Below are 24604 nucleotides of genomic sequence, written 5' to 3' on the forward strand. Positions count from 1 at the left end.
CATCGCCGTCCGCCATGGTTGGTAGTGGCCAACCGCCAAGCCCGCACACCGCCGCTGCGGGACCGTCGTCGAAGACCCAGGACTCATCTTAGCCCGGAGATCTCATGGCCTACTCTTACACCGAACGCAAGCGAATCCGCAAGAGCTTCGGCAGCCGCGACAGCGTGCTGGAAGTCCCTTACCTCCTGCAAATGCAGAAGGATGCCTACACCGCTTTCCTGCAGGCTGACCTTCCTCCCCAAAAGCGGACCAGTGAAGGTCTGCAGGCGGCGTTCAACTCCGCTTTTCCTATCGTCTCTCACAACGGTTTTGTGGAGATGAAGTTCATTGAGTACAACCTGGCAAAGCCCGCGTTTGACGTGCGCGAGTGTCAGACTCGCGGGCTGACGTTCGCCTCTGCGGTGCGTGCCAAGGTGCAACTCATCATCTACGACCGGGAATCGTCCACGCCGCAAAGCAAGGTCGTGAAAGAAGTGAAGGAGCAGGAGGTTTACATGGGCGAGGTGCCTTTGATGACCGACAAAGGCTCCTTCATCATCAACGGCACCGAGCGCGTCATTGTCTCCCAGTTGCATCGCTCGCCTGGTGTGTTCTTTGAACATGACAAGGGCAAGACGCACAGCTCCGGGAAGCTCTTGTTTTCGGCCCGGATCATCCCGTACCGCGGCTCGTGGCTGGACTTCGAGTTCGATCCGAAGGACATCCTCTATTTCCGCGTGGACCGCCGCCGGAAGATGCCGGTCACCATTCTTCTCAAGGCCATCGGTCTGAATCCTGAGTCGATCCTCGCGAATTTCTTTGTCAACGACAACTTCCGTCTGATGGACAGTGGGGCGATGTTGGAATTCGTCCCGGAACGGCTGCGCGGCGAAGTCGCGCGCTTTGACATCACCGACAAGAGTGGCAAGGTGGTCGTCGCCAAGGACAAGCGTGTGACGGCCCGTCACACGCGTGAACTGGAGCAATCCGGCACCACGCACATCAGTGTGCCGGAAGATTTCCTGACCGGGCGCGTCGTGGCGCGCAACATCGTCGACGGCGACACTGGCGAGATCATCGCCAAGGCCAACGAAGAACTGACCGAAGCGCTGCTCAAGAAGCTTCGGAGTGCCGGTGTACAGGATATCCAGTGCATCTACACCAACGAACTGGACCAGGGTGCCTACATCTCGCAGACGCTTCGCATCGACGAGACGGTGGACGAATTCGCGGCGCGTGTGGCCATCTACCGGATGATGCGTCCCGGCGAGCCGCCGACTGAGGATGCCGTGCAGGCGCTGTTCCAGCGGCTGTTCTACAACCCTGACACCTACGACCTGTCTCGCGTTGGTCGTATGAAGTTCAATGCCAAGATCGGGCGTGACGATCCAACCGGTCCCATGGTGCTGTCCAATGAGGACATCTTGGCGGTGGTCAAGATCCTGGTCGATCTGCGCAATGGTCGCGGTGAAGTGGACGATATTGATCATCTGGGCAACCGCCGCGTGCGCTGCGTGGGGGAGCTGGCCGAGAACCAGTACCGTACGGGTCTGGCACGTATCGAAAAGGCTGTGAAGGAGCGTCTGGGCCAGGCGGAGCAAGAGCCGCTGATGCCCCACGACCTGATCAACTCCAAGCCGATTTCCGCGGCGCTCAAGGAGTTCTTCGGGGCTTCGCAGCTGTCGCAGTTCATGGACCAGACCAACCCGCTGGCAGAAATCACGCACAAGCGCCGCGTATCTGCTCTGGGCCCAGGTGGTCTGACTCGTGAGCGCGCAGGCTTTGAGGTGCGCGACGTGCACGTGACGCACTACGGCCGCGTATGCCCGATTGAAACCCCGGAAGGTCCGAACATTGGCCTGATCAACTCGCTGGCCTTGTACGCGCGCCTGAACGAGTACGGCTTCATCGAAACGCCCTACCGCCGCGTGATCGACGGAAAAGTGACCGATCAGATCGACTATCTGTCGGCCATTGAAGAAGGCAAATACGTCATCGCGCAGGCCAACGCTACGCTGGACGCAGAAGGGCGCCTCACGGGCGAACTGGTGTCGGCGCGTGAAAAGGGTGAATCCATCCTGTGCGGCGCAGACCGCGTGCAGTACATGGACGTGTCTCCGGCGCAGATCGTATCGGTGGCCGCGTCTCTCGTGCCTTTCCTGGAGCACGACGATGCCAACCGCGCGCTGATGGGCGCCAACATGTCGCGCCAGGCGGTGCCTGTCCTGCGTCCGGAAAAGCCGCTGGTAGGCACTGGCATTGAGCGAGTGGCCGCTGTGGATTCGGGCACGGTGGTGACCGCCAAGCGTGGCGGTATCGTCGACTATGTCGATGCCACCCGCATCGTGGTGCGTGTCAACGACGACGAGGCTGTCGCAGGCGAAGTCGGCGTTGATATCTACAACCTGATCAAGTACCAGCGCTCCAACCAGAACACGAACATCCACCAGCGCCCCATCGTGAAGAAGGGCGACCGACTGACCAAGGGCGACGTGGTGGCTGACGGCGCTTCGACCGACCTGGGTGAAATCGCGATCGGTCAGAACATGCTGATCGCGTTCATGCCCTGGAACGGTTACAACTTCGAAGACTCGATCCTGATCTCCGAGCGTGTGGTGGCCGAAGACCGCTACACCTCGATCCACATCGAGGAACTGGTGGTGATGGCCCGCGACACCAAGCTGGGCGCTGAAGAAATCACACGCGATATTCCGAACCTCTCGGAGCAACAGCTCAATCGCCTGGATGAGTCGGGCATCATCTACGTGGGTGCTGAGGTACAACCCGGCGACGTCTTGGTGGGCAAGGTCACGCCCAAGGGCGAGACCACGCTGACGCCGGAAGAGAAACTGCTGCGTGCGATCTTCGGTGAGAAGGCGTCCGACGTGAAGGACACTTCGCTGCGCGTGGATCAGGGCAGCCAGGGCACCGTCATCGACGTGCAAGTGTTCACCCGTGAGGGCATCCAGCGCGACAAGCGCGCCCAGCAGATCATTGATGATGAGCTCAAGCGCTTCCGCCTCGATCTGAACGACCAGTTGCGCATCGTCGAAGCCGATGCGTTTGACCGTATCGAGAAGCTGCTGGTCGGCCGCGTGGCCAATGGTGGTCCGCAGAAGCTCGCCAAGGGCACGAAGATCGATAAGGCCTATCTGGCTTCCATCGAGAAGTTCCATTGGTTCGACATCCGTCCTGCCGAAGAAGAACTGGCCGCCCAACTCGAGTCGATCAAGAACTCGCTGGAGCAGACCCGTCACAGCTTCGACCTTGCGTTTGAGGAAAAGCGCAAGAAACTGACGCAGGGCGACGAACTCCCCGCTGGTGTGCTCAAGATGGTCAAGGTGTACCTGGCCGTCAAGCGCCGCCTCCAGCCTGGCGACAAGATGGCGGGTCGTCACGGCAACAAGGGCGTGGTCTCCAAGATCGTGCCGGTAGAAGACATGCCGTACATGGCGGACGGGACCCCGGCCGACATTGTGCTCAACCCGCTGGGTGTGCCTTCGCGCATGAACATCGGCCAGGTGCTCGAAGTGCATCTGGGATGGGCTGGCAAGGGCATTGGCCAGCGCATCGGCGACATGCTGCGTGAGGAAGCCAAGGCCAGCGAAATGCGCAAGTTGCTTGAGCAGGTCTACAACTCCCGTGGCCGCAAGGAAAACCTGGGCGACCTCACCGACGATGAGATCCTGTCCATGGCGCGCAACCTGACCGAGGGTGTTCCTTACGCCACGCCGGTGTTCGACGGTGCCTCGGAAGAGGAAATCCAGGCGATGCTGCAACTGGCTTACCCGGATGACATCGCGCAGCGCAAGGGCCTGACGCCCAGCCGTACCCAAGCCTATCTGCACGACGGCCGCACGGGCGAGCGTTTTGAGCGCCCGACAACCATCGGCTACATGCACTACTTGAAGCTGCACCACTTGGTGGACGACAAGATGCATGCGCGCTCCACGGGCCCGTACTCACTCGTTACGCAGCAGCCGCTGGGCGGCAAGGCCCAGTTCGGTGGTCAGCGTTTCGGCGAAATGGAAGTGTGGGCGCTGGAGGCCTACGGTGCGTCGTATGTGCTGCAGGAAATGCTCACGGTGAAGTCCGACGACGTGCAGGGCCGTACCAAGGTGTACGAGTCCATCGTCAAGGGCGAACACGCCATCGAGGCAGGGATGCCCGAGTCGTTCAACGTGCTCGTCAAGGAAATCCGCTCCCTCGGTCTCGACATTGAGCTCGAGCGTTCTTAATTTGATAGGGAAAGAGCCCCATGAAATCGCTACTCGACCTGTTCAAGCAATTCACGCCGGATGAGCATTTCGACGCCATCCGCATCGGTCTCGCCTCCCCCGAGAAGATCCGCTCGTGGTCTTTCGGTGAAGTCAAGAAGCCTGAGACCATCAACTACCGCACGTTCAAACCGGAGCGTGATGGCCTGTTCTGCGCCAAGATCTTCGGCCCGATCAAGGACTACGAGTGCCTGTGTGGCAAATACAAGCGCCTCAAGCACCGTGGTGTGATCTGCGAGAAGTGCGGCGTGGAAGTGACCCAGACCAAGGTGCGCCGCGAGCGCATGGGCCACATCGACCTGGCTGCGCCTTGCGCGCACATCTGGTTCCTGAAGTCGCTGCCGTCGCGCCTGGGCCTGGTGCTCGACATGACGCTGCGCGACATCGAGCGTGTGCTGTACTTCGAAGCGTATGTGGTGGTGGATCCGGGCATGACCCCGCTGAAGAAGTTCAGCATCATGTCCGAAGATGACTACGACGCGAAGCGCAAGGAATTCGGTGACGAGTTCGTGGCCAAGATGGGTGCGGAAGGCATCAAGGATCTGCTCGAGTCGATCGACATCGACACCGAGATCGAGAAGCTGCGCGGCGACCTGACCGGCTCTGAAGTCAAGGTCAAGAAGAATGCCAAGCGCCTGAAGGTTCTCGAAGCCTTCAAGAAGTCGGGCATCAAGCCTGAGTGGATGGTGCTCGACGTGCTGCCCGTGCTGCCGCCGGATCTGCGTCCGCTCGTGCCGCTGGATGGCGGCCGTTTTGCGACCTCTGATCTCAACGACCTGTACCGTCGCGTCATCAACCGCAACTCGCGTCTCAAGCGCCTGCTGGAACTCAAGGCGCCCGAGATCATTGCGCGCAATGAAAAGCGCATGCTGCAGGAGGCTGTGGACAGCCTGCTGGACAACGGCCGCCGTGGCAAGGCCATGACCGGCGCCAACAAGCGTGCGCTCAAGTCCCTGGCCGACATGATCAAGGGCAAGAGCGGCCGCTTCCGTCAGAACCTGCTCGGCAAGCGCGTGGACTATTCCGGTCGCTCGGTGATCACCGTGGGCCCGACCCTCAAGCTCCACCAGTGCGGCCTGCCCAAGCTGATGGCCCTGGAGTTGTTCAAGCCCTTCATCTTCTCGCGCCTCGAAGCGATGGGCATCGCCACCACCATCAAGGCGGCGAAAAAGGAAGTGGAAGCCGGTACGCCGGTGGTGTGGGACATCCTCGAAGAGGTGATCAAGGAGCACCCGGTGATGTTGAACCGGGCGCCCACACTGCACCGCTTGGGCATCCAGGCGTTCGAGCCGATTCTGATCGAAGGCAAGGCGATCCAGCTGCACCCGCTCGTCTGCGCTGCATTCAACGCCGACTTCGACGGCGACCAGATGGCCGTGCACGTGCCGCTGTCGGTCGAGGCACAGATGGAAGCCCGCACGCTGATGCTGGCTTCCAACAACGTGTTGTTCCCGGCGTCGGGCGAACCCTCGATCGTGCCTTCGCAGGACGTGGTGCTGGGCCTGTACTACGCCACGCGTGAGCGTATCAACGGGAAGGGTGAAGGCATGGTCTTCGCCGACACCGGCGAAGTGCAGCGTGCCCTGGATGCCGGAATGGTGGAGCTGACCGCGAAGATCAGTGTGCGTCTGACCGAATGGACCAAGAATAAGGACACCGGCGAGTTCGTGCCGGAGACCAAGCTCGTGGATACCACCGTCGGGCGTGCGCTGCTCTCTGAAATCCTGCCCAAGGGGCTGCCGTTTGCCAACATCAACAAGGCGCTCAAGAAGAAGGAAATCTCCAAGCTCATCAACGTGTCCTTCCGCAAATGCGGTCTGAAGGAAACGGTGGTGTTTGCTGACAAGCTGCTGCAAAACGGTTTCCGCCTGGCCACCCGCGCCGGCATCTCCATCTGTGTGGACGATATGCTGGTGCCACCGCAGAAGGCCGAGATCATCACCCGTGCCGAAAAGGAGGTGGAGGAGATCGAGCAGCAGTACGTGTCGGGCCTGGTGACGGCCGGTGAACGCTACAACAAGGTCGTGGACATTTGGGGCAAGGCCGGCGACGAAGTCTCCAAGGTCATGATGGCCCAACTCGCCAAGCAGAAGACGACAGACCGCAACGGCAAGGAAGTGGACCAGGAGTCCTTCAACTCCATCTACATGATGGCCGACTCCGGTGCCCGCGGCTCGGCGGCGCAGATCCGTCAGCTTGCCGGCATGCGCGGCCTGATGGCCAAGCCCGACGGCTCCATCATCGAGACGCCCATCACGGCCAATTTCCGTGAAGGCCTGAACGTGTTGCAGTACTTCATCTCCACCCACGGCGCCCGAAAGGGCCTGGCGGATACGGCGCTGAAGACCGCGAACTCGGGCTACCTCACGCGCCGTCTGGTCGATGTGACCCAGGACCTGGTGGTCACCGAAGAGGATTGCGGCACTGCCAACGGCTCGCTGATGCGCGCTATTGTCGAAGGCGGTGAAGTCATCGAGTCGCTGCGCGAGCGTATTCTGGGCCGTACCGCGGCCGAGGATGTGCTGCATCCCGAGACGCGTGCCGTGCTGGCACAGGCCGGGCAGATGCTCGAAGAAGACGTCATCGAGGTGCTGGAGGCTGCGGGGGTGGACGAAGTGCGTGTGCGCACGGCGCTGACCTGCGAAACCCGCTATGGCCTGTGCGCCAAGTGCTACGGGCGTGATCTGGGCCGTGGCGGCCTGATCAACCTCGGCGAAGCCGTGGGTGTGATCGCCGCCCAGTCAATCGGGGAGCCCGGCACACAGCTCACGATGCGCACGTTCCACATCGGCGGTGCCGCATCACGCGCCGCCGTTGCCTCGAACGTGGAAGCGAAGTCCAACGGTCTGATCTCGTTCAACGCCACGATGCGTTACGTGAGCAACACCAAGGGCGAACTCGTGGTGATTGCGCGCTCTGGCGAAATCATCATCCAGGACGAGCACGGTCGCGAGCGCGAGCGCCACAAGGTGCCGTACGGCGCCACGTTGACGGTCAAGGCCGACCAGCCGATCAAGGCGGGCACCATTCTGGCCACCTGGGATCCGCTGACCCGACCCATCATCACGGAATTCGCCGGCCAGGTGAAGTTCGAGAATGTGGAAGAAGGCCTGACGGTGGCCAAGCAGGTGGACGAAGTCACGGGCCTTTCGACCCTGGTGGTGATCGATCCGAAACGCCGCGGCGCCGCCAAGGTGGTGCGTCCCCAGGTCAAGCTGGTCGATGCCAACGGCCAGGAAGTGAAGATCCCGGGCACTGATCACTCGGTGACCATCGGCTTCCAAGTGGGCGCGCTGATCCAGGTGCGAGACGGCCAGGATGTGGGCCCCGGCGAAGTGCTGGCCCGTATCCCGGTGGAAGGTCAGAAGACCCGCGACATTACCGGTGGTCTGCCCCGTGTGGCCGAACTCTTCGAAGCCCGTACGCCTAAGGACAAGGGCACGCTGGCCGAGATGACCGGTACCGTGTCGTTCGGCAAGGAGACCAAGGGCAAGGTGCGCCTGCAGATCACTGATCCGGATGGCAAGGTGTGGGAAGAACTGGTGCCCAAGGAAAAGAACATCCTGGTGCACGAAGGCCAGGTGGTGAACAAGGGCGAGTTGATCGTCGATGGCCCGGCCGACCCGCAGGACATCCTGCGCCTGCTGGGCATGGAAGAGCTGTCGCGCTACATCGTGGATGAGGTGCAGGACGTCTATCGCCTGCAAGGTGTGAAGATCAACGACAAGCACATCGAAGTGATCGTGCGCCAGATGCTGCGCCGTGTGGTGGTCGAGAACCCTGGCGAGTCCAGCTACATCGCAGGCGAGCAGGTCGAGCGCTCGGAGATCCTCAACACCAACGAGCAACTGCAGTCGGAAGGCAAGATCCCGGCGACCTACAGCAACCTGCTGCTGGGGATCACCAAGGCCTCTCTGTCGACCGATTCGTTCATCTCTGCCGCTTCCTTCCAGGAAACCACCCGCGTGCTCACCGAGGCTGCCATCATGGGCAAGCGCGACGAACTGCGTGGCCTGAAGGAGAACGTGATCGTGGGTCGCCTGATCCCCGCCGGCACTGGCTTGGCTTACCACCAGGCGCGCAAGGCCAAGGACGCCATGGACGAGGCCGAGCGCCGAGCCATCGCGGAGGCCGAAGCCGCCGAGATGGCTGGCTTGTCCGAAGCGGAGACCGAAAGCGCCTCTGCGGAGGGCCAGGGCGAGTAAGCTCCGCCTAGAGCCTGCCGCTTCCCGCGCAGCCCAGCCGGCTGCGCGGGATTTTTTTTGCCCAGCCCCCAGGGCTGATTCACTGACTCGATCCTTCCATGACCTCTACGTCGAACCCACAGCGCCCGCCTGCAACTGGGCCATCTGCGCGGCCCGAGCGCAGCGAGTCACTGTCGGCTCCGTTATGGCAACTGCTGACGGCGGCAGCGCAGGCGCTGCAGGCGATCGCGGCGGGGCAGTCGGGCACCCAGGCCGTCGAGGGACTGAACGCCGCGTTGAGGCCGGGCAGCCAGGCGCTGTTGTTTCATGCCCTCAGGCATCTCGGGCAGGCGCGGGCCTTGACTCGCCAACTGGTCCCGCGCAAGCCGCCGCCAGCCGCGGAGGCCCTTCTACAACTGGTGCTGGGTCTGGCGTGCGACGAGGCCTCCTGTCCGTATCCTGCACATACCCTGGTCGATCAGGCCGTGGAGGCGGCCAAGCGCCATCCGCGCATGCGGCCGCAGTCGGGGCTGGTAAACGCCTGCCTGCGACGGTGGATGCGAGATCGCACGGCGCTCCTGGCCGCCTGTGAGGGCCTGGAGGCCCGCTGGAATCACCCGGCCTGGTGGATTGAGCGTTTGCAGGCCGACCATCCCGATGCCTGGCCCATGATCCTGCAGGCCAACCAGCGCCAGGCCCCGCTGACCCTGCGGGTCAATCGCTCGCGTGTCACGCGGGACCGGTATCTGGAGTTGCTCGTGCAGCAGGGGCTCGAGGGCGTGCCAGTAGGGCCGCAGGGCATCGCCTTGCGGCGTGCCGTACCCGTCGGGGCCCTGCCGCATTTCCTGGATGGATGGGTGTCGGTGCAGGATGAGGCGGCGCAACGGGCGGCCCCGTTGCTGCTACAGGGTTTGCAGGTGCCGGGGACCGTGTGTCGGGTATTGGATGCCTGCGCAGCACCAGGGGGGAAAACCGCGCACCTGCTGGAATGCGGGGGCGACGATATCCAGGTGACCGCCCTGGAGGTGGATGCCGAGCGCGCCGACCGCATTCACAGCACTCTGAACCGCCTTCGATTGCAGGCTACGGTGCTGGTGGCCGACGCCGGAGATCCGGCTAGCTGGCCCGAGGACGCCCGGCAACCTTACGACGGCATTTTGTTGGATGCGCCCTGTACAGCCTCGGGAATCGTCCGGCGTCATCCCGATATCCGCTGGTTGCGCCGACCGGGCGATATTGACCAGCTTGCGCGTGAGCAGGACCGGCTTCTGCGTGCGCTGTGGCCTCTGGTGAAGCCCGGAGGCCGTCTGTTGTATTGCACCTGTTCGGTGTTCCGCGCTGAGGGGGCGCTTCAGATCGGGGCGTTTCTTGCACACAACACCGATGCCCGGCTGTTGCCTTCGCCCGGGCATTTGCTGCCCGGGGGGGCTGCCTCCGGCGCTGCTGTCCCTGACAATCAGGCCGGTGACCACGACGGCTTCTATTACGCACTGCTGGAAAAAAGGCCCTGATGCTCCGCGCAGAGCCTGGGCCTTCCTGCGGTGGCTGCCGCTGCTGGTCTGCCTGGCCTGGTGGGCTGGACCCGCACGGGCGGTTGAGGGGGGGGCGCTCAAGCTCGAGCGTGGCGATGACGGTCTGTACCTCAGCACTGTCCTGCAGTTCAACTTGCCAGACCTTGCACGCGATGCCCTTGAGAAGGGCATTCCGCTGTACTTTGTCGCCGAAGTCGAAATGGTCCGCGACCGGTGGTACTGGTCGGACAAGCAGGTGGCCCAAACCTTCCGTTACCTCCGTCTGAGCTATCAACCCCTCACACGGCGTTGGCGGCTGAGCCTGTCGCCCCAACCTTTGAACACCGGGGGACTCGGGGTTGCATTGGGCCAGAACTTCGATGAGCTGGAAGACGCACTGGCCGCCATGAAGCGCATCACGCGCTGGCGGATTGCCGACCTGACTGCCCTGGATGTCGATCAGGGCCACACGGTGCAACTGCGGTTCCGGCTGGATCTGTCGCAACTACCCCGGCCTTTCCAAATCGGCGCAGTCGGGCAGTCCGGCTGGAACCTGCTGGTCGTGCGCAGCCAGCGTTGGCCCTTGCCTGAAGGGGCGCGTTGATGGCCCGAGCACCGCTGTCGGGCCGCCCGGTCCGCACTTCATCGGCCGTCCGTTGGGCGCTCGGTGTGGGGGCTGCGATCGCCGTGGCCATTGGCCTCGTCCTGCTGTTTCTCTTGACGCTTGCGACCAACAACCGTGCGCTCTATGAGCGCAACTATGGGTGGCTGTTCGGCGTCAACGTGCTCGTGGCCGGGCTTTTGCTCGCAGTGCTGGTCTGGATCGGGGTAAGGCTGCTCATGCGCCTACGCCGTGGGCGGTTTGGCAGTCGGCTTCTGGTCAAGCTTGCGGCCATTTTTGCCCTCGTTGGACTCGTGCCTGGCGTGCTGATTTATGTGGTGTCTTACCAGTTTGTCACGCGTTCCATCGAAAGCTGGTTTGATGTCAAGGTCGAAGGCGCGCTGTCTGCGGGGGTCAACTTGGCCCGTGTGTCGCTGGAGTCCATGGCGACAGACATGGCCAACAAGACGCGCACCGCGAGCGTTCAACTCGCCGGGGTGCCGGACGCGGCCGCCGGTCTGGTGCTGGAGCGCATACGGGACCAGCTGGGGGCCGCTGATGTCGTGCTCTGGAATGCCAATGGTCAGGCAATTGCCGGTGCGGGGCAGTCGCGCTTCGACCTGAGTCCGGACAGGCCCTCGCCAGGCCAGCTGCGCAATGCGCGCCAGCAGCGCGCCATCGCGCAGATCGAAGGGCTGGACGAGAGCAGCGAGCTCGACATGGCACAGGGCGTGCGGGTCAAGACCCTCGCGCTGGTGGTGACGCCCGGAGTAGGCCTGCTGGTAGAGCCGCGCTATCTGCAGGCCACGCTGCCCTTGCCGCCGGCGCTTGTTGCCAATGCGCTGGCCGTTCAGGAGGCGAATCGAGAGTACCAGGAGCGCGCGCTGGCGCGCGGCGGCTTGCGGCGCATGTACGTCGGCACCCTGACCTTGAGTCTGTTCCTGGCCGTTTTTGGTGCGGTTTTGTTGGCGGTGCTTCTGGGCAACCAGCTAGCGCGTCCTTTGCTCGTGCTTGCGGAAGGGGTTCGCGAGGTGGCAGCGGGCAACCTGAGTCCCAAGGCCGCCCTCCAGGGCAAGGATGAGCTGGGCGGGCTCACGCGCTCCTTCGCCTCCATGACGCAGCAGCTGGCCGAGGCCCGGACCACGGTGGAGCAGAGCATCCGCGAGGTCGAAGGGGCCCGCGCCAAACTGCAGACGATTCTCGACAACCTGACGGCTGGCGTGGTGGTGTTGGATGCGCACGGCCGCGTGCAGTCGGCCAACCCGGGCGCTACGCGGATCCTGCGCGCTCCGATGGCGGCATTCGAGGGGCGGGCGCTGGCCGACGTTCCGGGCCTGGAGGAGTTTGCAAAGGCTGTTCGAAAGCAGTTCGAAGGTTTCGTCGGCGTGCGGGATGAACACTTGGTCGACCATTGGCAGCAGGCCTTCGAGATCCATCCGTCTGCCGGCGGCGATGGCCAAAACGCCACGAGCATTGTGGCGCGCGGCGCAGTGCTGCCTGATGGCGCCTGGCTGTTGGTGTTCGACGATATCTCCGAAATCGTGTCGGCCCAGCGCGCAAAGGCCTGGGGCGAGGTCGCGCGCCGTCTGGCGCACGAGATCAAGAATCCGCTGACACCGATCCAGCTCTCGGCCGAGCGGCTCGAAATGAAGCTCTCGGGCAAACTGCCCGACCCGGAGCAAGCCATCCTCGCCAAGTCGGTGCGCACCATCGTCGATCAGGTGGATGCGATGAAGCGCCTGGTCAACGAGTTCAGGGACTACGCCCGCCTGCCGTCGGCGGATCTGGCGCCGCTCGATCTCAATGCGCTGGTGTCGGATGTGCTGGCGCTGTATGCCCCCGAAAACGCCCGTGTGCCGGTGGAGGTCGAACTGGATCCGCGCTGCCCGCGCATCGCGGGCGATGCCCAGCAGCTGCGGCAGGTGGTGCACAACCTGCTGCAGAACGCGCAGGACGCCACCGAGCAACACGCGGCCAGCACCGGGGTGGCGCCTGCGCCAGTGCGCATCGTCACGCGCTGGAGCGAGACCTCGCGGCGCGTGCGCCTGTCTGTGGTGGACCACGGCGGCGGCTTCCCGGCCCACATCTTGCAACGTGCGTTTGAGCCGTACGTCACCACCAAGGTGCGAGGCACCGGGCTCGGGTTGGCGGTGGTCAAAAAAATCGCAGACGAGCACGGCGCGCGCATCGACCTGTCGAACCGCACGGAACAGGGGGTCGTGCGCGGCGCGCAAGTATCGCTATCATTCGCCCCTGACATCGCGGTGGCGTCATAACAACAGCGCATCGCAGTACCAAGACGCTACAAACCATGGCAAACATTCTGGTGGTGGACGACGAACTCGGGATCCGAGACCTGTTGTCAGAGATCCTGAACGACGAAGGTCACAGCGTGGACCTCGCGGAAAATGCAAACCAGGCACGGGTGGCCCGTTCTGGCAATGCCTACGACCTGGTGCTGCTCGACATCTGGATGCCCGATACCGACGGCGTCTCGCTGCTCAAGGAATGGGCCATGGCGGGCACCCTGTCCATGCCGGTCATCATGATGAGTGGCCATGCCACCATCGATACCGCCGTCGAGGCCACGCGCATCGGGGCGTTTTCGTTTCTCGAAAAGCCGATCACTTTGCAGAAGCTGCTCAAGGCGGTAGAGCAAGCGCTGGCCCGACCTTCGGGCAGCGGCGCGACCTCTGGTCAGTCGGCTGCGCCTGCTGCTCCGGCCGAGGTGGTGGCGGGGGCGTTGGCGCCTGCAGCCATGCCAGTCTCTGATCCGGGGCCGCTGGCCCATCAGGGCTTCGATCTGGATCGCCCTTTGCGCGAGGCGCGCGATGGATTCGAGAAGGCGTACTTCGAGTTCCATCTGGCGCGCGAAGGTGGTTCGATGACGCGAGTGGCGGAAAAGACCGGGCTGGAGCGTACCCATCTCTATCGCAAGCTGCGGCAACTTGGCGTCGAACTCGGTCGCAGCAAGAGAAACTGAGCTTTTTGCAGAAAGCGTCCGAAAGTAGGCTATAATTTATATCTCTCTGGCCCGGTAGCTCAGTTGGTAGAGCAGCGGATTGAAAATCCGCGTGTCGGTGGTTCGATTCCGCCCCAGGCCACCAGATTCAACGCCCAGTCTTCACCGACTGGGCGTTTTTGTTTTGGGCGCTGCCGGTTGGCGAGGCGGGTGTCGAAGGGCGCTGCCTTGCTGGTTCCCTGCGCTCGCGCGCAGCGGCACCCCGCACCCTGCACCCCGCGGGCTGTGACGCATGTGGCGTCGGCAGGGTGTCCGCGTCCGCCGAGGCGGCTCATGCGGCAGGTCCTGTCCGGGATGTCGCAGCCGTGCCGAGTCGGGCCACGTGAGGCCGCCGCCGCCATGCTTTGAATGATGGCTATGTCTACTCTTTCCAAGACCGTGCTGGGCATTGACTTCGGTACCTCCAACTCGGCGGTGTCGGTGGCAGTGCCTGGCGAGAGCGTGCGCCTGTTGCCGCTCGAAGGCGGGGCACGCACCATGCCCACCGCCCTGTTTTTCAATGCCGAAGATCGCTGCACGCACTATGGCCGTGACGCCATGGCGCAGTACCTCGCGGGCACTGAAGGGCGCTTGATGCGCTCGCTCAAGAGCCTGCTGGGTAGCGCCCTGCTCCAGGAGCAGACCGCCATCTACGACGGTTCCATCCGCTACCACGAGGTGATCACGCGCTACCTGCAGATGCTGGCCGGCCATGCGCGCGATGCGCTGGGCGGCCTGCCGGGCCGGGTGGTATTGGGCCGCCCGGTGCATTTTGTGGACGACGATCCGGCGCGCGACCGGCAGGCCGAGGACGCGCTGCGCGAAGCCGCTGCGCGCGCCGGTTTTGCGCAGGTGCAATTCCAGCCTGAGCCGATTGCCGCCGGGCTGGACCACGAGCGCACGCTGGCGCGCGACAGCCTCGTGCTGGTGGTGGACATCGGCGGCGGCACCTCCGACTTCAGCGTGGTGCGCCTCGGGCCGGGCCGCCACGCCCAGGCAGACCGCCGCGGGGATGTGCTGGCCACGGCCGGTGTGCACCTGGGCGGCACGGACCTCGACCGCCGCCTGAGCCTGCAGGCCGTGATGTCGCTGCTGGGCCTGCGCCATGTCGGCCCGCAGGGGCGCGAGGTGCCGAGCCGCGTGTTCTTCGACCTCGCCACCTGGCACCTGATCCCGTGGTGCTACAGCGCGCGTGCGCTGCGCGAAGCCCAGGCGCTGCGCACCGACTACACCGACGCACACTTGCATGCGCGCCTCATGCGCGTGCTCGAGCAGCGCGACGGCCACCGGCTGGCCGATCTGGTCGAGCAAACCAAGATCGCCGTGTCGCAGACCGGGGCTGCCCATACGCTGGCCCTGGATTGCATGGAGCGCGGTCTGCAGGCCGAACTCACGCCAGAGGCCATGGCCGAGTACCTGCGCGAACCCCTGGCCCCGGTGGTGGCCTGCGCGCTCGACTGCGTGCGCCGCGCGGGCCTTGCGCCCCAGCAGCTCGATGCGCTGTACCTCACGGGCGGGTCGTCGGCGCTGCGCCCCCTGCGCACGGCGCTGGCCGCCGCGTTTGCGCCGGTGCCGCTGGTCGAAGGCGACCTGCTGGGCGGCGTGGCCAGCGGGCTGGCGCTCACCCCGGCCCCGGTGGCCTGACGCCGTCCGGGTTGCGGCCCACCAGCCGCCATCGCAAGCGCTATCCAGTTGCTATTAAATTAATAGCTGCTTGTGCTTGATTGATAAGCACAAGCGCCGTATTTCGCTTATGACCTTGGTGGCCTTGCAGCCCGGGCCGCGGTGCGGTGCGGCGGGTCCAAGGCCTGCCGCGCGCAGTGTTCAGTCGGCGGCCTCCGCGCCCTCATCGTCGGGATCATTCTGGGCCTGTTCTGCCTGCCGCCAGCGCAGTGCGGTGTCGTACAGCGCGTTGCGCGGCGCGCCGCTGATCTCGGCCGCCAGCCGTACGGCGGTTTTCAGCGGCAGCTCGGGCAGCAGCACACGCAGCACGCGCAAACCTTCGTCGGGGCCGTCGCCTGCGTCGGCTGCGGCCGGGTGCAGCAGCACGGCAAATTCGCCACGGCTGCGCTGCGGGTTGCCGGTCAGCCAGGTGCGCAGGTCGGCGGCGGGGTGGGTGGTGATTTCCTCAAACTGCTTGGTCAGCTCGCGTCCCAGCGTCACCCGCCGAGAGCCCAGCACGGCCAGGGCGGTGGCCAGGTCTTCGATGCGGTGCGGTGCTTCGAGCAGCACCACGCAGCGCGGCTCCTGCGCCAGCGCGGCCACGGCCGTTTGGCGCTCGGCCGCCTTGGTCGGCAAAAAGCCCGCAAACACGAATTGCGGTGCCGCCGCGCCACCGCCCACCGCGCCGGCCACGCTGAGCAAGGCGGTGACAGCGCTGGCCCCGGGCAGTGGCACCACGCGGTGGCCCGCCGCGCGCACGGCCGCAGCCAGGCGGGCGCCCGGGTCGCTCACGCCCGGCGTGCCCGCGTCGCTCACGTAGGCCACGCGTTCGCCACGTGCCAGGCGCTCCAGCACCTGCTGGGCGGCTTCGGCTTCGTTGTGCTGGTGCACCGCCAGCAGGCGGCCCGGGGCCTTGTCCACCCCGTAGCTGCGCAGCAGGCCCAGCGTGTGGCGGGTGTCCTCGCAGGCCAGCGTGTCGCACAGCTGCAGCACATGCAGCGCCCGCAGCGTGATGTCGGCCAGGTTGCCGATGGGCGTGGCCACGACGTACAGCGCCCCCTCGGGATAATGCTGGGCAGCGGCGGCGGCATGGGCGGCCGGCAGGGCGGGAGCGAACGATGCGGTCACTGAACTTCCTTGGAAAACGCGGCGCGCCGCCCGATGCTGCGGCTGCGGCGGCGGGCGATGCAGCGGGCCGCCCGCCCACCACCCGCGTGCGCGGACAGGTGGCCGAAGACCGGGCGCTGGCCCATTTGCAGGCAGCGGGCCTGCGCCTGCTGGCCCGTAATTATCGAACGCCGGGCCGCGGCGGCGGCGAGATCGACCTGGTGATGCGCGCGCCCGATGGCACCCTGGTGTTTGTGGAGGTGCGCAGCCGCCGCGGTCGCACCGCCGGGGGCGCGGCCGCCAGTGTGGATGCGGCCAAGCAGCAGCGCATCGTGCTGGCCGCGCGCCACTACCTGCTGCGCCTGTCGGCACCGCCGCCCTGCCGTTTTGATGTGGTGGCCCTGGAGGGCGACCCGGCCACGGGCCCGCTGCAGTGGCTGCGCGCGGCCTTCGATGCGGGCTAGCGGCTTTCGGCGTCGCACCGCGCGCGCAAAGGCAGGTGCGCGGGCGCCGGAGCCCGGCGTGCAGCCGTTCCGCGGCTGGGCTGGCCACGGCTCTGTGTCGGGGGGCGACCAACCGGATGCAAGGCCCGCCCCGTGGGTATGCTTTGCTACAAAAGCTGTAACACCGCCGGGTATCATCGCCATCCCATGCTAGAGCAACGCATCCAACAGCAATTCATCGACAGCGCCGACCTGAAGTACCAGGCCGCGCAGGCGCTGAGCCAACCCGTGTCGGACGCGGTGCAGGCCCTGCTGGCCTGCATGACCGGCGGCGGCAAGGTGCTCGCCTGCGGTCTGGGTGCGAGCGCCGCTGAAGCCCAGCGCTTTGCGGCCTTCTGTGTGGCAGGGTTCGAGCGCGAGCGGCCGGAACTTGCCGCGCTGGCGCTGGTCAGTGACGGCAGCCAGCTCACGGCATCGCTGGGCGGGCTGGAGCCTGCGCAGCCACAGCCGTTTGCGCGCCAGGTGCGTGCGCTGGGGCAGGCGGGCGATGTGCTGTTGGTGGTGACGGTCTCGGGCAACGAGTCGGCACTGCAAGCGGCGGTGGAAGCCGCGCACGAGCGCGACATGACCGTGGTGGCCCTCACGGGCCGCACGGGCGGACGGCTGGCCCCGCTGCTGCGGGAGACCGATGTGTGGATCAGCGTGCCCCATGACCGGCCCGCGCGTGTGCACGAAGTGCATGCGCTGGTGGTGCACTGCCTGTGCGATGGCATGGACGCGCAGTTACTGGGTGAACAGGAGTGATGTGATGAAGCAGCGAACCTTGCAGAGAACCCTGGCCACGGTGTTGGCCGCCGCCGCACTGGCCGGTGGCCTGTCGGCCTGCGCACCCCTGGTGGTGGGAGGGGCTGTTGTCGGCACCATGATGGCCATCGACCGCCGCACGGCTGGCATGCAGGTCGAAGACGAGGGCATCGAGCTGCGCGCAGGCAACCGCATCCGCCAGCAGTTGGGTGACCGCGTGCATGTGAATGTCACGAGCTACAACCGCCAGGCGTTGATCACGGGTGAAGTGCCCAACGCGCAGGATCGCCAAGCGGTCGAGCAGATCGTCTCGCAGGTCGAGAACGTGCGCTCGGTGGTCAACGACCTGGCGATCATGCCGCCCAGTTCCCTGAGCCAGCGCTCCAACGACACGCTGATCACCGGCAAGGTGCGCGCCAGCCTGGTGGATGCGCGCGACATCACGGCCAACGCGTTCAAGGTGGTGACCGAGCGCAATGTCGTGTACCTCATGGGCATCGTGTCGCAACGCGAAGCCCAGCGCGCCACCGACGTCGCCCGCGGCGTGAGTGGCGTGGCCAAGGTGGTCCGGGTGTTCGAAATCATCTCCGAAGAAGAGCTGCGTCGCATTGCGCCCCAGCCTGCACCCGTCACCCAGGACCCGGCAGCTTCCCCGCGTACCTGAGCGGGAGGCCGCGCTTGCACGGAGCAGGCGCGCTGCCCCCGCCGTGCCGACGGCGCAAGCGGGTGAAGCCGCCCGCGCCGTGGGCTCGACAACCCATGCGGTCCACCGGCACAGCCCGGTTCTGCTATCGATTTAATAGCTGCTTGTGCTTGATTTTCAAGCACAAGCAGCCAAAAACGTCACCAGTCCAGGGTGGGGCTCTGGCGGTAGTGGGCGCAGAGGGGCATATGGTCGGTGCGTATGCTCCGCAGCGCGCTCACGCCGCCCGGGTGGCTGGCATGGTGCGGCCGGCTCGGGCAACGGTCCCCAGCAGCGGGCGGCGATGCCCCCGCCACAAGCGGTGTCAGCGCAGGCGCTTGATCAGGCTGGAGGTGTCCCAGCGCTGGCCGCCTATGGTCTGCACGTCGGCATAGAACTGGTCCACCAGCGCCGTCACCGGCAGGCGCGAGCCGTTGCGCTTGGCTTCGTCCAGCACCAGGCCCAGGTCCTTGCGCATCCAGTCCACGGCAAAGCCGAAGTCGAAGCGGCCCTCGACCATGGTCTTGCCGCGGTTGTCCATTTGCCAGCTCTGCGCTGCGCCTTTGCCGATCACATCGAGCACGCGCGGCATGTCCAGCCCCGCGTTCATGCCGAAGGCAATCGCCTCAGAAAGGCCCTGCACCAGCCCGGCGATGCAGATCTGGTTGACCATCTTGGCCAACTGCCCGCTGCCGCTGTCGCCCAGCAGTGTGAAGGCCCGCGAGAACGCTGCGGCCACAGGGCGCGCGGCCTCGAAGGCCTCGGCGTCGCCGCCGCACATCACGGTCAGCTGGCCGTTCTGCGCACCGGCCTGACCGCCCGACACGGGCGCATCGACAAAATGCAGGCCCCGCGCGCGGGCGGCGGCGTACAGCTCACGCGCCACGGCGGCCGATGCCGTGGTGTGGTCCACCAACACCGCGCCGGGCCGCATGCCCGCAAACGCGCCTTCGTCGCCCAGCACCACGGCCCGCAGGTCGTCGTCGTTGCCCACGCAGCAGAACACGAAGTCGGCCCCCTCGGCCGCTGCGCGCGGCGTGGCCGCCTGGCGCGGCGCGGCCGTTGCGGCGAACTCGGCACACCAGGCCGCGGCCTTGGCGGCCGTACGGTTGTACACCGTGACTTCATGCCCCGCCAGCGCCAGATGGCCGGCCATGGGGTAGCCCATCACGCCGAGGCCGAGGAAGGCGACCTTGCGGGCAGGGGTGGCGTCGTAGGGGCGGGGGTTGGTGCTGGGCATGGTGTGTTGGGGGCGTGAGAAGGTGGATGGGAAGGAGCGGGGTCTGCAGGCCGTGCATCGGCAGGGCGCGGGCTCCACGGTGCCTGGGCGTCAGCGCGCTTTCCAGAGGGCGCTGCCCAGAGCGGGGACGCCGTGGAGCGGGCTTTGTCCGGCCACTGGCGTCGTCCCCCTTCCCGCGCGTAGCGCGAGAGAAGGGGGAAGCGGCGCAGCCGCTCAGGGGGTTGTCACACAATCGCGAAGTGCTCGGTCCCCGACGCCAAATCGGGCGAGCGGGCGCGCTGGCTGTTGAGCTTGATCTGCAGCCGCAGGTCGTTGAGCGAGTCGGCGTTGCGCAGCGCGTCTTCGTAGGTGATGACGTTGCTCTCGTACAGGTCGAACAGCGACTGATCGAAGGTCTGCATGCCGAGGTTTCGGCTCTTCTTCATGATCTCCTTGATCTCGGTGACGTCGCCCTTGAAGATCAGGTCGGAGACCAGCGGGGTGTTGAGCATCACTTCCACCGCAGCCGCGCGGCCCTTGCCGTCCTGCTTGGGCACGAGGCGCTGCGAGACCATGGCGCGCAGGTTGAGCGACAGGTCCATCAGCAGCTGCGCGCGCCGCTCCTCAGGGAAGAAGTTGATGATGCGGTCCAGCGCCTGGTTGGCGCTGTTGGCATGCAGCGTGGCCAGGCACAGGTGACCGGTCTCGGCGAAGGCCACCGCGTGCTCCATGGTTTCGCGGTCGCGGATTTCGCCCATCAGGATCACATCGGGCGCCTGGCGCAGCGTGTTCTTGAGCGCCGCTTCCCAGCTGTCGGTGTCCAGCCCCACTTCGCGCTGCGTGACCACGCAATTCTTGTGCGGGTGCACGAATTCGATCGGGTCTTCCACGGTGATGATGTGACCGAACGAATGCTCGTTGCGCCAGTCCACCATGGCGGCCAGCGTGGTGGATTTGCCAGAGCCCGTGGCCCCGACCAGGATCACCAGACCGCGCTTGGTCATGGTCACTTCCTTGAGCACCTGGGGCACGCCCAGCCCGTCGATGGTGGGCAGGGTCAGCGGAATCGTCCGCAGCACCATGCCGACCTTGCCTTGCTGAATGAATGCGTTGACGCGAAAGCGCCCGATGCCGGCCGGTGAGATCGCGAAGTTGCACTCCTTGGTGCGCTCAAAGTCCGCCACCTGCTTATCGCTCATGATGGCGCGTGCCAGCGTCAGCGTGTGGTTGGCCGTCAGCGGCTGCGGCGACACCTTGGTGACCTTGCCATCGACCTTGATGGCCGGGGGGAACTCGGCCGTGATGAACAGGTCGCTTCCGTTGCGGCTGACCATCAGCTTCAGCAGGTCGTTGATGAATTTGCTGGCCTGATCGCGTTCCATCAGAAATCCTCTCGTGCGTCGTCACGGAGCCGCCCGAAGGCGTGACGTGGTGTTTATTTCTGATTCTCGCTCAGACGTGCGCTCACCACACGCAGGCGCAACGAAAGCTTGCGCGCCAGCAATGCAATCAGGCTCGCAGCGAGCTGCGGGTCTTTGGTCATCATGTCGTCCAGTGCCTCGGCGCTGAGCACGGCAATCTCGCAGTCGGTCAGCGTGGTGCAGGCGGAGAAGCGGATGCCACTGTCCAGCAGCGACATTTCGCCCAGGATGTCGCCCGGGCGGGTTTCGGCCAGGCGCAGGTGCTCGCCCCAGGGCTGCACGCGGTCCACGGCAATGGTGCCGGTCAGCAGCACCACCATGAAGTTGCCGTACTCGTCCTGGCGGATCACGTCGCGGTTGGAGGGCACGGCCGCAAACTCGAAAAAGCGCTCCATGCGCTCCACGGCATCCTTGTTCAGGTGCGCCATGTACTTGTCTCTGGCCCACAGCCCCTGCAGCAGCTTGCCACCGCGGCTCACTGGCAGGCGCTTGGCGCCAATCTCCACGGCCCGGGCCTCCCAGGGCACGAGCATGGACTCGTCCACCCCCTGACCCGCAAACGCGGTGGAGAACAGAACCGAGTCCGTGTTGTCTTCGCGAGGGCGTTCGCCGGCGGTTTTGGCGCGCAACAGGCCCAGGATGCCTTTCATAGCAGGTGCTCCGTGTCGGTAGGGGCTGGGCGCGCAGACCGCGCGCCGTCGTCGCTCAGCCCGGGAAGTTTTCAGGAATCTTGGCCTTGCTGCGCGCTTCGGCCGGGCTGATGACGTTGCGGCGCACCAGGTCGGTCAGGTTCTGGTCCAGCGTCTGCATGCCCACACTGTTGCTGGTCTGGATGGTCGAGTACATCTGCGCGACCTTGTTCTCGCGGATCAGGTTGCGGATGGCGCTGGAGCCCAGCATGATCTCGTGGGCGGCCACGCGGCCCGAGCCGTCCTTGAGCTTGCACAGCGTCTGCGAGATCACCGCCTGCAGCGATTCGGACAGCATCGCGCGGACCATTTCCTTTTCTTCGGCCGGGAACACGTCGATGATCCGGTCGATCGTCTTGGCTGCGCTGCTGGTGTGCAACGTGCCGAACACCAGGTGGCCGGTTTCCGCGGCCGTCATGGCCAGGCGAATGGTTTCCAGGTCGCGCATTTCACCCACCAGGATCGCGTCCGGATCTTCGCGCAGCGCAGACTTGAGCGCCGCCGCGAACGACAGCGTCATCGGCCCCACTTCGCGCTGGTTGACCAGGCACTTCTTGGATTCGTGCACGAATTCGATCGGGTCCTCCACCGTGAGGATGTGGCCGTACTCGTTCTCGTTGAGGTAGTTGACCATGGCCGCCAGCGTGGTGGACTTGCCAGAACCCGTGGGCCCGGTCACCAGCACCAGCCCGCGCGGCTTGAGCGCCAGGTCGGCAAAGATGCGCGGCGCGTTGAGTTGCTCCAGCGTGAGGATCTTGCTCGGAATCGTACGGAACACCGCAGCCGCGCCACGGTTCTGATTGAAAGCGTTGACGCGAAAACGCGCCAAACCCTCGATTTCGAACGAGAAATCGACTTCAAGAAATTCTTCGTACGCCTTGCGCTGGGCGTCGCTCATGATGTCGTACACCATGGCATGCACCGTTTTGTGGTCGAGCGGATCGACGTTGATGCGCCGCACATCCCCATGCACCCGGATCATGGGCGGCAGGCCTGCGGACAGGTGCAGGTCCGACGCCTTGTTCTTCACGCTGAATGCCAGCAGTTGGGTGATGTCCACAATTCCCCTCGGTCGTTTGATACGCTGGCGATCATTATGACGACGATCTCCGACAAGCTCCAACAGGTTCTGTGCCGCATCCAGCAAGCCTGCGCGGCAGCCGGGCGCGACGCGCAGGCGGTGCGTTTGCTGGCCGTCTCCAAGACCTTCGGTGCCGACGCCGTGCTCGACGCCGCCGCGGCTGGCCAGCGCGCGTTTGGCGAGAACTACATCCAGGAAGCGGTGGACAAGATCCAGGCCGTGCGCGCCGCCGGGCGCAACGACCTTGAATGGCACTGCATCGGCCCGATCCAGAGCAACAAGACCCGGCTGGTGGCCGAGCATTTCGACTGGGTGCACAGCGTGGACCGCGCCCGCACGGCCGAGCGCCTGTCGGCCCAGCGGCCCGCGGGCCTGGCACCGCTGCAGGTGTGTCTGCAGGTCAACATCGACGGCGGCCCCACCAAATCCGGCGTGGCCCCCGATGAGGCCGAAGCCCTGGCCCGCGCCGTGGCCGCGCTGCCCGGTCTGCGGCTGCGCGGGCTGATGAGCATTCCCGAGCCGCTGGACGATGCGGTTGCCATGCAGGCCGTGCACGCGCGGCTGGCGGCGCTGCACGCGCAGCTGCGCGACCGGCTTCAGGACGTGCTGCCCGAGCCTGAGGCATTTGACACCCTCTCCATGGGCATGACGGCCGACCTGGAAGCCGCGATTGCCGCGGGCAGCACGATGGTGCGCGTGGGCACCGGCATCTTCGGCGGGCGTACCCCGCGGCCGGTGGCTGAAGGCTGAGTGGTTTCAGCCCTGCGTGGGCGGTACGTCAAAGCGCGACACGGCATCCAGCGCGGCGTCCACGTCGGCATCGCCCACGTCCAGGTGCGTGACCCAGCGGAGGCGCGTGGCGCCCGCGTACAGCCCGCTGGTCACCCGCACGTCGTGCGCGGCCAGCCAGGCCAGCAGCGTCGGGGCCACATCGGCCGCCACGTCGGTGAACAGGATGTTGGTCTGCCACGGCAGCACCGTCAGCCGCCCGCCCAGCACGGCATGCGACTGCGCCAGCCGCTGCAGCCCGCGCGCCAGGCGATCCAGCCGCGCGTGGTCGTCGGCCAGGCGCCGCACCTGGTGCACCAGCGCGTACTGCCCCGCCGCTGCCAGCAGCCCGGCCTGGCGCATGCCGCCGCCCAGAATCTTGCGCGTGCGCCGGGCCTGGCGGATGAAGTCTGCGCTGCCCAGCAGCAGCGAGCCCACGGGCGCGCCCAGCCCCTTGCTCAGGCACAGTGAGACCGAATCGAAATGGCTGCACACGGCGCGTGCCGCGGTATACACATCGGTGCCCTGGGCGGCCGCCAGCGCCGTGGCGGCGTTGAACAGCCGCGCGCCATCCAGGTGCATGCCCAGGCCACGACCGCGGGCCAGCGCTGCCACGGCCGCCATGTAGTCCAGCGGCAGCACCTGCCCGCCCGTGGTGTTCTCCAGCACCACCAGCCGCGTGCGCGCAAAGTGCGCGTCGTCGGGCTTGATGGCCCCTGCGATGTCGGCCAGTCGCAGCGTGCCGTCGGGCTGCACTTCCACCGGCTGGGGCTGGATCGAGCCCAGCACCGCCATGCCGCCGGCCTCCCAGCGGTAGGTGTGCCAGCTCTGGCCCACGATGGCTTCGTCACCGCGCTGGCAGTGGCCCATCAGCGCGATCAGGTTGGTCTGCGTGCCCGAGGGCGCAAACAGCGCAGCCTCAAACCCCAGCAGATCGGCCGCATGCTGCTGCAGCGCGATCACCGAGGGGTCGTCGCCCAGCACATCGTCGCCGAGCGGCGCGGCCATCATGGCCTCGCGCATGGCCGGGGTGGGCTGGGTCACGGTGTCGCTGCGAAAGTCGGGCATGGGCACAAAGAGAGTGTTGAAGGGGGCTTTGCATCGTAGCGGCTGCCCGGTGCGTGTGCAGAGCGTGCCTGCGTAACCTTCCGGACAGCGCACGGCCCGGGGCGCCG

17 protein-coding genes and 1 tRNA gene are annotated in these 24604 nt (G+C 65.7%); 12 read left to right on the top strand and 6 right to left on the bottom strand.

Annotation, left to right across the window (positions count from 1 at the left end):
- Positions 1-104 precede the first annotated feature (104 nt).
- From rpoB to ABD866_RS10035, 8 genes are all read left to right on the top strand, one after another.
- On the top strand, positions 105-4217 hold the full coding sequence (rpoB, locus tag ABD866_RS10000) for a DNA-directed RNA polymerase subunit beta (RefSeq protein ID WP_345064083.1): 4113 nt from the start codon (positions 105-107) through the stop codon (positions 4215-4217).
- A 20-nt stretch (positions 4218-4237) separates the two neighbouring features.
- Entirely contained in the window at positions 4238-8461 is a 4224-nt protein-coding gene (gene rpoC / locus ABD866_RS10005) for a DNA-directed RNA polymerase subunit beta' (protein ID WP_345064086.1), read from the top strand.
- Positions 8462-8559: 98 nt separating this feature from the next.
- Positions 8560-9951 (top strand): 16S rRNA (cytosine(967)-C(5))-methyltransferase RsmB, encoded by a 1392-nt coding sequence (gene rsmB, locus ABD866_RS10010; RefSeq protein WP_345064088.1) that lies wholly within the window; start codon positions 8560-8562, stop codon positions 9949-9951.
- A gap of 43 nt (positions 9952-9994) precedes the next feature.
- Complete coding sequence (locus ABD866_RS10015) at positions 9995-10555, top strand: DUF4390 domain-containing protein (protein ID WP_425549578.1); 561 nt, start codon at positions 9995-9997, stop codon at positions 10553-10555.
- A complete protein-coding gene (locus tag ABD866_RS10020) occupies positions 10555-12828 on the top strand; it encodes a sensor histidine kinase (protein WP_345064091.1) in 2274 nt (757 codons plus the stop codon). Before ABD866_RS10015 ends, ABD866_RS10020 begins: the two co-directional genes overlap by 1 nt.
- A gap of 35 nt (positions 12829-12863) precedes the next feature.
- Positions 12864-13535, top strand: a complete 672-nt coding sequence (locus tag ABD866_RS10025) for a response regulator (protein WP_345064094.1) — start codon at positions 12864-12866, stop codon at positions 13533-13535.
- 48 nt (positions 13536-13583) lie between these two features.
- Positions 13584-13659, top strand: a tRNA-Phe gene (locus ABD866_RS10030).
- A gap of 272 nt (positions 13660-13931) precedes the next feature.
- Complete coding sequence (locus ABD866_RS10035; RefSeq protein ID WP_345064096.1) at positions 13932-15197, top strand: Hsp70 family protein; 1266 nt, start codon at positions 13932-13934, stop codon at positions 15195-15197.
- 180 nt (positions 15198-15377) lie between these two features.
- On the opposite strand, the gene rsmI is transcribed toward ABD866_RS10035, so the two are convergent.
- Positions 15378-16343 (bottom strand): 16S rRNA (cytidine(1402)-2'-O)-methyltransferase, encoded by a 966-nt coding sequence (gene rsmI, locus ABD866_RS10040; RefSeq protein ID WP_345064099.1) that lies wholly within the window; start codon positions 16341-16343, stop codon positions 15378-15380.
- On the opposite strand from rsmI, the gene ABD866_RS10045 reads away from it, so the two are divergent.
- From ABD866_RS10045 to ABD866_RS10055, 3 genes are all read left to right on the top strand, one after another.
- Complete coding sequence (locus ABD866_RS10045; RefSeq protein ID WP_425549579.1) at positions 16343-16786, top strand: YraN family protein; 444 nt, start codon at positions 16343-16345, stop codon at positions 16784-16786. The two genes, rsmI and ABD866_RS10045, sit on opposite strands and share 1 nt — an antisense overlap.
- Before the next feature lie 186 nt (positions 16787-16972).
- Positions 16973-17569, top strand: coding sequence for an SIS domain-containing protein (locus ABD866_RS10050; RefSeq protein ID WP_345064104.1), 597 nt, complete (start codon positions 16973-16975; stop codon positions 17567-17569).
- A gap of 4 nt (positions 17570-17573) precedes the next feature.
- On the top strand, positions 17574-18233 hold the full coding sequence (locus ABD866_RS10055) for a BON domain-containing protein (RefSeq protein ID WP_345064107.1): 660 nt from the start codon (positions 17574-17576) through the stop codon (positions 18231-18233).
- A gap of 343 nt (positions 18234-18576) precedes the next feature.
- Here the strand turns inward: ABD866_RS10055 and ABD866_RS10060 are convergent, their stop codons facing one another.
- The 4 genes from ABD866_RS10060 to ABD866_RS10075 all read right to left on the bottom strand — a co-directional run bounded on the left by ABD866_RS10060 (position 18577) and on the right by ABD866_RS10075 (position 22640).
- A complete protein-coding gene (locus ABD866_RS10060) occupies positions 18577-19491 on the bottom strand; it encodes an NAD(P)-dependent oxidoreductase (protein WP_345064110.1) in 915 nt (304 codons plus the stop codon).
- Between the two features lie 224 nt (positions 19492-19715).
- The gene (locus ABD866_RS10065) at positions 19716-20852 is read right to left on the bottom strand and encodes a PilT/PilU family type 4a pilus ATPase (RefSeq protein ID WP_345064114.1); all 1137 of its coding nucleotides are present in this window, start codon (positions 20850-20852) and stop codon (positions 19716-19718) included.
- A 53-nt stretch (positions 20853-20905) separates the two neighbouring features.
- Complete coding sequence (locus ABD866_RS10070; protein ID WP_345064117.1) at positions 20906-21541, bottom strand: cyclic nucleotide-binding domain-containing protein; 636 nt, start codon at positions 21539-21541, stop codon at positions 20906-20908.
- A gap of 55 nt (positions 21542-21596) precedes the next feature.
- Entirely contained in the window at positions 21597-22640 is a 1044-nt protein-coding gene (locus ABD866_RS10075) for a type IV pilus twitching motility protein PilT (protein WP_345064121.1), read from the bottom strand.
- Between the two features lie 36 nt (positions 22641-22676).
- On the opposite strand from ABD866_RS10075, the gene ABD866_RS10080 reads away from it, so the two are divergent.
- Positions 22677-23411, top strand: coding sequence for a YggS family pyridoxal phosphate-dependent enzyme (locus ABD866_RS10080; RefSeq protein ID WP_345064124.1), 735 nt, complete (start codon positions 22677-22679; stop codon positions 23409-23411).
- Positions 23412-23417: 6 nt separating this feature from the next.
- Here the strand turns inward: ABD866_RS10080 and ltaE are convergent, their stop codons facing one another.
- On the bottom strand, positions 23418-24497 hold the full coding sequence (gene ltaE, locus ABD866_RS10085; protein ID WP_345064127.1) for a low-specificity L-threonine aldolase: 1080 nt from the start codon (positions 24495-24497) through the stop codon (positions 23418-23420).
- Between the last annotated feature and the right edge of the window lie 107 nt (positions 24498-24604).

Source organism: Acidovorax lacteus (genome assembly GCF_039540375.1).
GTDB lineage: Bacteria > Pseudomonadota > Gammaproteobacteria > Burkholderiales > Burkholderiaceae_C > Acidovorax_G > Acidovorax_G lacteus.

Excerpts from the sequence above, each read along its gene's own strand:
- ABD866_RS10050 (WP_345064104.1), top strand. The coding sequence starts at position 16,973 with ATGCTAGAGCAACGCATCCAACAGCAATTCATCGACAGCGCCGACCTG.
- ABD866_RS10055 (WP_345064107.1), top strand. The coding sequence starts at position 17,574 with ATGAAGCAGCGAACCTTGCAGAGAACCCTGGCCACGGTGTTGGCCGCC.
- rpoB (WP_345064083.1), top strand. The coding sequence starts at position 105 with ATGGCCTACTCTTACACCGAACGCAAGCGAATCCGCAAGAGCTTCGGC.
- rpoC (WP_345064086.1), top strand. The coding sequence starts at position 4,238 with ATGAAATCGCTACTCGACCTGTTCAAGCAATTCACGCCGGATGAGCAT.
- rsmB (WP_345064088.1), top strand. The coding sequence starts at position 8,560 with ATGACCTCTACGTCGAACCCACAGCGCCCGCCTGCAACTGGGCCATCT.
- ABD866_RS10020 (WP_345064091.1), top strand. The coding sequence starts at position 10,555 with ATGGCCCGAGCACCGCTGTCGGGCCGCCCGGTCCGCACTTCATCGGCC.
- ltaE (WP_345064127.1), bottom strand. The coding sequence starts at position 24,497 with ATGCCCGACTTTCGCAGCGACACCGTGACCCAGCCCACCCCGGCCATG.
- ABD866_RS10080 (WP_345064124.1), top strand. The coding sequence starts at position 22,677 with ATGACGACGATCTCCGACAAGCTCCAACAGGTTCTGTGCCGCATCCAG.
- ABD866_RS10060 (WP_345064110.1), bottom strand. The coding sequence starts at position 19,491 with ATGCCCAGCACCAACCCCCGCCCCTACGACGCCACCCCTGCCCGCAAG.
- ABD866_RS10035 (WP_345064096.1), top strand. The coding sequence starts at position 13,932 with ATGTCTACTCTTTCCAAGACCGTGCTGGGCATTGACTTCGGTACCTCC.
- ABD866_RS10025 (WP_345064094.1), top strand. The coding sequence starts at position 12,864 with ATGGCAAACATTCTGGTGGTGGACGACGAACTCGGGATCCGAGACCTG.
- ABD866_RS10070 (WP_345064117.1), bottom strand. The coding sequence starts at position 21,541 with ATGAAAGGCATCCTGGGCCTGTTGCGCGCCAAAACCGCCGGCGAACGC.
- ABD866_RS10065 (WP_345064114.1), bottom strand. The coding sequence starts at position 20,852 with ATGGAACGCGATCAGGCCAGCAAATTCATCAACGACCTGCTGAAGCTG.